The following is a 5193-nucleotide window of genomic DNA, read 5'->3' as shown; positions in this document are numbered from 1 at the left end:
TCCGTCGCTACATCATCTGGCGGAACAAGCATGCCGCCGACGACCGCCTCCGTGAGGTCGTGAACAGGGCGAACGTAGCTTGATGCGGCACTAGGAGGCGATGACGGGTTCGATCAGGGCCCACCGTTCATCGGATAAGTCGCTCTTGTAGGGCTGGCGATCGCTCACGAGGAACACTCCAGCACGACAGGACCCCCCGATCAGCCCCGATACGCCTGCGCCACACGTTCCAGCGACAACAAACGCAGCATCACGCCACATACCGCCCTCTGAGTGGACGTTAAGTCCGATCTTCCCCGGTTCCTGATCGCTCGATCGTGGTACTGATACTCGTCCGGGGTGACTGCTCGTCATGCCCATGCTGGGATTCGGGCATGGAGCGGAGACCGTATCCGAGCGACGTATCGGATGAGCAGTGGACGTTGATCGAGCCGATGATCACGGCCTGGAAGCAGGGCCGGGTGGCGCGGTCGGTGACCGGGGATTCCGGGTCCTGCGATCTGCGGGAGGTCGTGAACGCGATCTTCTATCAGAACCGTACGGGCTGCCAGTGGCGCTATCTGCCCCACGACCTGCCGGCCTGGTCTGCGGTGTTCTACTACTTCACGCTGTGGCGTCAGGACGGGCTCGACCAGCGGATCCAGGAACTCCTGCGCTGCCAGGTGAGGGAGAGAGCCCGCCGATTAGAGGACCCGTCCCTTGTGATCATCGACACCCAGTCCGTCCGCGCGGCCGCCGGCGTCCCGAAGACCACGACGGGACTGGACGCCAACAAGAAGGTGTCGGGCCGCAAGCGGGGACTGGCCGTCGACGTTCTGGGGCTGATCATCGGCGTCGTGGTGCTGGCCGCATCCGCCCACGACAACGCCGCCGGCACCGCCCTGCTCGACCAGGCGGCCGAGCGGTGCGGGATGCGCCTGGAGAAGGCCCTGGTGGACCAGGGCTTCAAGGACGAGGTTCTCATCCACGGCGCCCTGCTGGACATCGACGTCGAGGTCGTCCGCCGCAACCCCGCAGACCAGGGCAAAGGCTTCGTCCCGCAACCGAAGAGGTGGATCGTGGAGCAGGTCAACGGCACGTTGATGCTGCACCGCCGCCTGGCCCGCGAGTACGATCACCGGCCCGACACCTCCGCCTCGCGCGTCTACTGGGCTTCCATCGCGAACATGGCCCGCCGCCTCACCACACCGTCTCCGGCCTGGCGCGACACCCTCGGGCTGGCCGCGTGAACATCAGCGAGCTCCTGGCAGACCTCCAGGACCAGCACGACAAAACCACGGCCCGGGCCGGTGAACTACGTGGCCAGATCGACCACTTGACCGCCGCCTTGGCCGACACCGAAGCGCGACTCGCAGACCTGGCCACCACCCGGAAGATCATCGCCGAACGCGTCCCGCCCGGGACCGAGCCCGATCCGCCCGAGACGAACACCGCCTACCAAGCCATCGTGAACGCCTTCAACCAACACCCGGGCCGGGCATTCCGAGCCCGCGAGCTGCATGAACTCCTCGGCATGCCCACCGACGAGGCGACCGTCAACGTCACCCGCAGCCGCCTCGTACGCCTCGTCCGACAAGGCTTCCTCACCCAACCCGGACGAGGTCGCTACGAGAAACGGACTTAACGTCCACTGAGATCTCTACCCTACCCGGGGCGGTTCACCTCGGCTGATGAGCTGGGCCCTTCGGCACAAGGAAGCCACAAGAAGCGCTCTTACTCTCGCTGGCCCACCGACCGGCAGACTAGTGGGAGTTGAGAGTGCATGCACGGATCGTCACCAGGTAGGAGTGCGGCAGGGCAGGTCCTGCTGTGGGTTGCCGTGGCCGCCGCGCTGCTCGTCGGGTGCTCGGCAGCGCCCGGCAAGAGCGCGGCAGTCGGAGCGTCCGCATCCTCATTGGCGGGGAGTTCTGAACAGGGCCGCAAGCCCAACATCATTTATGTACTCACCGACGACCTCTCCTGGAATCTCGTGCGGTATATGCCGCACGTTCAGCAGATGAGCAAGCAGGGGACGACGTTCTCGAACTACTTCGTCACCGACTCGCTCTGCTGCCCGTCGCGTTCCTCGATACTCACGGGGCAGTACCCCCACAACACCGGGGTCTTCACCAACAACGGGGACGACGGAGGCTACGGCGCCTTCATGAAGAACGGCGACGAGAAGAAGTGCTACGCGCCGGCTCTTCAGAAGGCCGGCTACCGCACCGGCTTCATGGGCAAGTACCTCAACGGCTACCAGCCGAAGGACACCAGCGGCACCGATCACCCGTACGTGCCTCCGGGCTGGAACGAATGGGACGTGGCCGGCAACGGGTATCCAGAGTTCAACTACGACCTCAACGAGAACGGCAAGGTCGTCCACTACGGCCATGACCCGCAGGACTACCTGACCGACGTGGTGTCCGCCAAGGCGGTCTCCTTCATCGGTTCCTCGGCGGCGGACAGCAAGCCGTTCATGCTGGAACTCGCCACCTTCGCGCCGCACGAGCCCTCCACGCCCGCGCCCCGCGACGCCAACAGCTACCCGGGGCTCAAGGCACCCAGGAGCGCCGCCTACGATCGGCTGCCCGCGCAGGCGCCGAAGTGGCAGGCCGATCTCAAGCCCCTGAGCGACAAGCAGAAGACGCAGATCGACCGCAAGTTCGCCAAGCGGGTCCGCTCGGTTCAGGCCGTCGACCGGATGATCGGCCGCCTGGAGGACGTGCTGAAGGAGAAGGGGCTCGCGGACGACACGTATCTGGTCTTCGGCTCGGACAACGGCTTCCACATGGGTGAGCACCGGCTGCGGCCGGGCAAGCAGACCGCTTTCGACACCGATATCCGCGTCCCCATGATGGTGACAGGACCGGATGTGCCGGCGGGGCGGACCGCCTCCCAGCTGGTGCAGAACACCGATCTCAATCCGACGTTCCAGCAGCTCGCGGGGCTGAAGCCGCCCTCGGCCGTGGACGGTCTCAGCCTTGTCGACCTCTTCCACGGATCGTCGCCGAAGGACTGGCGTGAGTCCGTTCTGGTCGAGCATCACCATCCCGGAACGTCCAAGGGCGATCCCGACGCGGCTCCGAAGGACAGCGGCAATCCGCCGACGTACGAAGCGCTTCGGACCGCGGACAGTCTCTGGGTCGAGTACGCGGACGGGGAACGCGAATACTACGACACTCAGGCCGATCCCGCTGAGCTTAAGAATCTCGCAGGCAGCCTGAGCGACGGGAAAGAGAAAGCCCTGCACGAGACCTTGACCGCGCTCGCCCGTTGTTCGGGCTCCGAGTCCTGCCGGGACGCGTCGCGGCTGCACCAGTAGCCGTCATCGGGCTGCGCTCGGCGGCATCCGGCTGCAGATACACGAAGACCCCGCTCCAGCGCCCTGAGGGGTGGCGGGGTCTTCCGCACTTCATGCGAACTGCCCCCCGGCACGATTCGAGCCTGCGCACACGGCTCTGGAGGCGTCGGTCCCATCAGCCATGAGCGCCACCCGTCCCCGCGGTCTGACCGAGCCCGCCGCCGACGCGGCCATCGACGCGGCCTGGGGAAGGTGCCAAGTCGTCCACCGACGTCACCCACCTGCCGGAGGCCGTGACCCTGGGAGCGAAGGTCATCACCCGCGCCCGGGTCGCCCGGGTGACGCTCGACGAACGCGGTCGCGCCAACGGAGCCGTCTACCTGCGCGACGGCCACGAGCACTTCCAGTCCGCTTCGCTGGTCATCCTGGCGGCCGGCGGCATCGGGACTCCCCGGCTACTCCTGATGTCGGCCTCCGGCCGCTACCCCGACGGCCTGGCGAACTCCTCGGGGCTGGTCGGAAAGCGGCTCATGCTGCACCCGTACGCCGCCTCCGTCGGCGTCTACGAGGACGACCTGGAGAACTGGCTGGGGCCGGCCGGCGAGCACATCGCCTCGATGCAGTTCTACGAGTCCGACCCGTCGCGCGGGTTCGTGCGCGGCGCCAAGTGGTCGCTGCTGCCCATCGCGGGGCCCCTGGAGGCTGCGGAGAAGTGGACGCACCCCGGAAGTCTCAGCGGCGAGGAGTTGTGGGGTGAGGGCTCGGCAGCGAGGATGAAGGAGTTCGTCCGGATGCTGCAGTGGCACGTCGTCCCGGAGGACCTCCCGGAGGAGACCAACTCCGTCTCACTGCACGCCTCGCTCACCGACTCCGACGGGCTGCCGGCGGCCAAGGTGCACTACCGGGTCTCCGAGAACACGCGCCGGATCATCGACTTCAACCTGGCGAGGAGCCTGGAGGCGCACGAGGCGGCCGGCGCGACGAGGGCCTGGGTCGCCGGACGCGACTTCATGACCGGGCACAACACCGGCACCGCCAGGATGGGCGACGACCCGGGCACCTCGGTCGTCGACCGCTTCGGCCGGGCGCACGACGTGCCGAACCTCTACATCATCGACGCGAGCGTGTTCACCACCTCGACGGGTGTGAACCCGACCGCCACGATCTGCGCCCTGGCGAAACGTACCGCCAGCTTCATCGCGTCCAAGGCCCGGGAACAGGAGGTGGCGTCGTGACCGCCCCAGACCTTTCGACCGAACTCGGGGACGCCTCGCGGGCCCGCCTCGCGGAGCTCGCCGATGTCCTCCTCGCCGGCGGATCCGGCCTCCCGTCTGCCAGTGAGGCGGACGTGGCGGGCCAGTGGATCAATCGGGCGCTGGCCGCCAACCCCGACCTGGCTGGCGCCGTCACCCGGGTGCTCGCGATTCCCGGTGCCCCCGACTGGGTACTCCGGGATCTACGGCTGGACCATCGCGAGGTGTACGACACATTCGCGTTCGCCGTGGCCGGCGCCTACTTCATGAACCCCGCCGTGCGCCGTGCCCTGGGTTATCCGGGCACCGCGCCACGCCGGCTGCCCGCGGCCGAAGGAGAAGCCGACTACTACCTCGAGGACGACGTTCTTGGACCGGTCATCGCTCGGGGGGCGATCTACCGCCGAGTGCCGAGATGACGCCGGCGTCCGCTGCCCCGCCCGTCAGCTGACCGGCCGGGCAGGGGCTGGTGCCGCCTGGGGGTGACCGCAGGTCCGGTGCTGTTTCCTGAACGCCGTCAGCCACACCCCCGGGCACAGCCGGGGCGTCGACCCGGCAGGCGCCCGCACGGCGACGGCGGGTCGCCGCGAGGTCGGCGGGCGGCGACCTGGGCAACGACGTCTTCGCGACCTGCCTGTACGGCATCTACGACCCGGTGAC

At 67.7% G+C, this 5193-nt stretch carries 5 protein-coding genes and 2 pseudogenes; all 7 read left to right on the top strand.

Annotation, left to right across the window (positions count from 1 at the left end):
• Positions 1–83, top strand: a pseudogene (locus ACWEN3_RS40940) (transposase); the annotation flags it as partial.
• Between the two features lie 291 nt (positions 84–374).
• On the top strand, positions 375–1229 hold the full coding sequence (locus tag ACWEN3_RS40935; protein ID WP_452982142.1) for an IS5 family transposase: 855 nt from the start codon (positions 375–377) through the stop codon (positions 1227–1229).
• On the top strand, positions 1226–1624 hold the full coding sequence (locus ACWEN3_RS40930; RefSeq protein ID WP_452982139.1) for a hypothetical protein: 399 nt from the start codon (positions 1226–1228) through the stop codon (positions 1622–1624). Before ACWEN3_RS40935 ends, ACWEN3_RS40930 begins: the two co-directional genes overlap by 4 nt.
• A 195-nt stretch (positions 1625–1819) precedes the next feature.
• The gene (locus ACWEN3_RS40925; protein ID WP_452982136.1) at positions 1820–3301 is read left to right on the top strand and encodes a sulfatase family protein; all 1482 of its coding nucleotides are present in this window, start codon (positions 1820–1822) and stop codon (positions 3299–3301) included.
• Positions 3302–3540: 239 nt separating this feature from the next.
• A pseudogene (locus ACWEN3_RS40920) lies at positions 3541–3810 on the top strand (GMC family oxidoreductase N-terminal domain-containing protein); the annotation flags it as partial.
• Entirely contained in the window at positions 3811–4515 is a 705-nt protein-coding gene (locus ACWEN3_RS40915; RefSeq protein WP_452982144.1) for a GMC oxidoreductase, read from the top strand.
• Positions 4512–4952, top strand: coding sequence for a hypothetical protein (locus ACWEN3_RS40910; protein ID WP_452982133.1), 441 nt, complete (start codon positions 4512–4514; stop codon positions 4950–4952). Before ACWEN3_RS40915 ends, ACWEN3_RS40910 begins: the two co-directional genes overlap by 4 nt.
• Positions 4953–5193: the final 241 nt, after the last annotated feature.

This window comes from Streptomyces sp. NPDC004561, from assembly GCF_053602155.1.
This window is presented reverse-complemented; position numbering and strand designations above follow the sequence as displayed.

What these genes read in the sequence shown, in the direction of transcription:
- ACWEN3_RS40935 (WP_452982142.1), top strand. Translation starts at nt 375, where the DNA reads ATGGAGCGGAGACCGTATCCGAGCGACGTATCGGATGAGCAGTGGACG.
- ACWEN3_RS40915 (WP_452982144.1), top strand. Translation starts at nt 3,811, where the DNA reads ATGCTGCACCCGTACGCCGCCTCCGTCGGCGTCTACGAGGACGACCTG.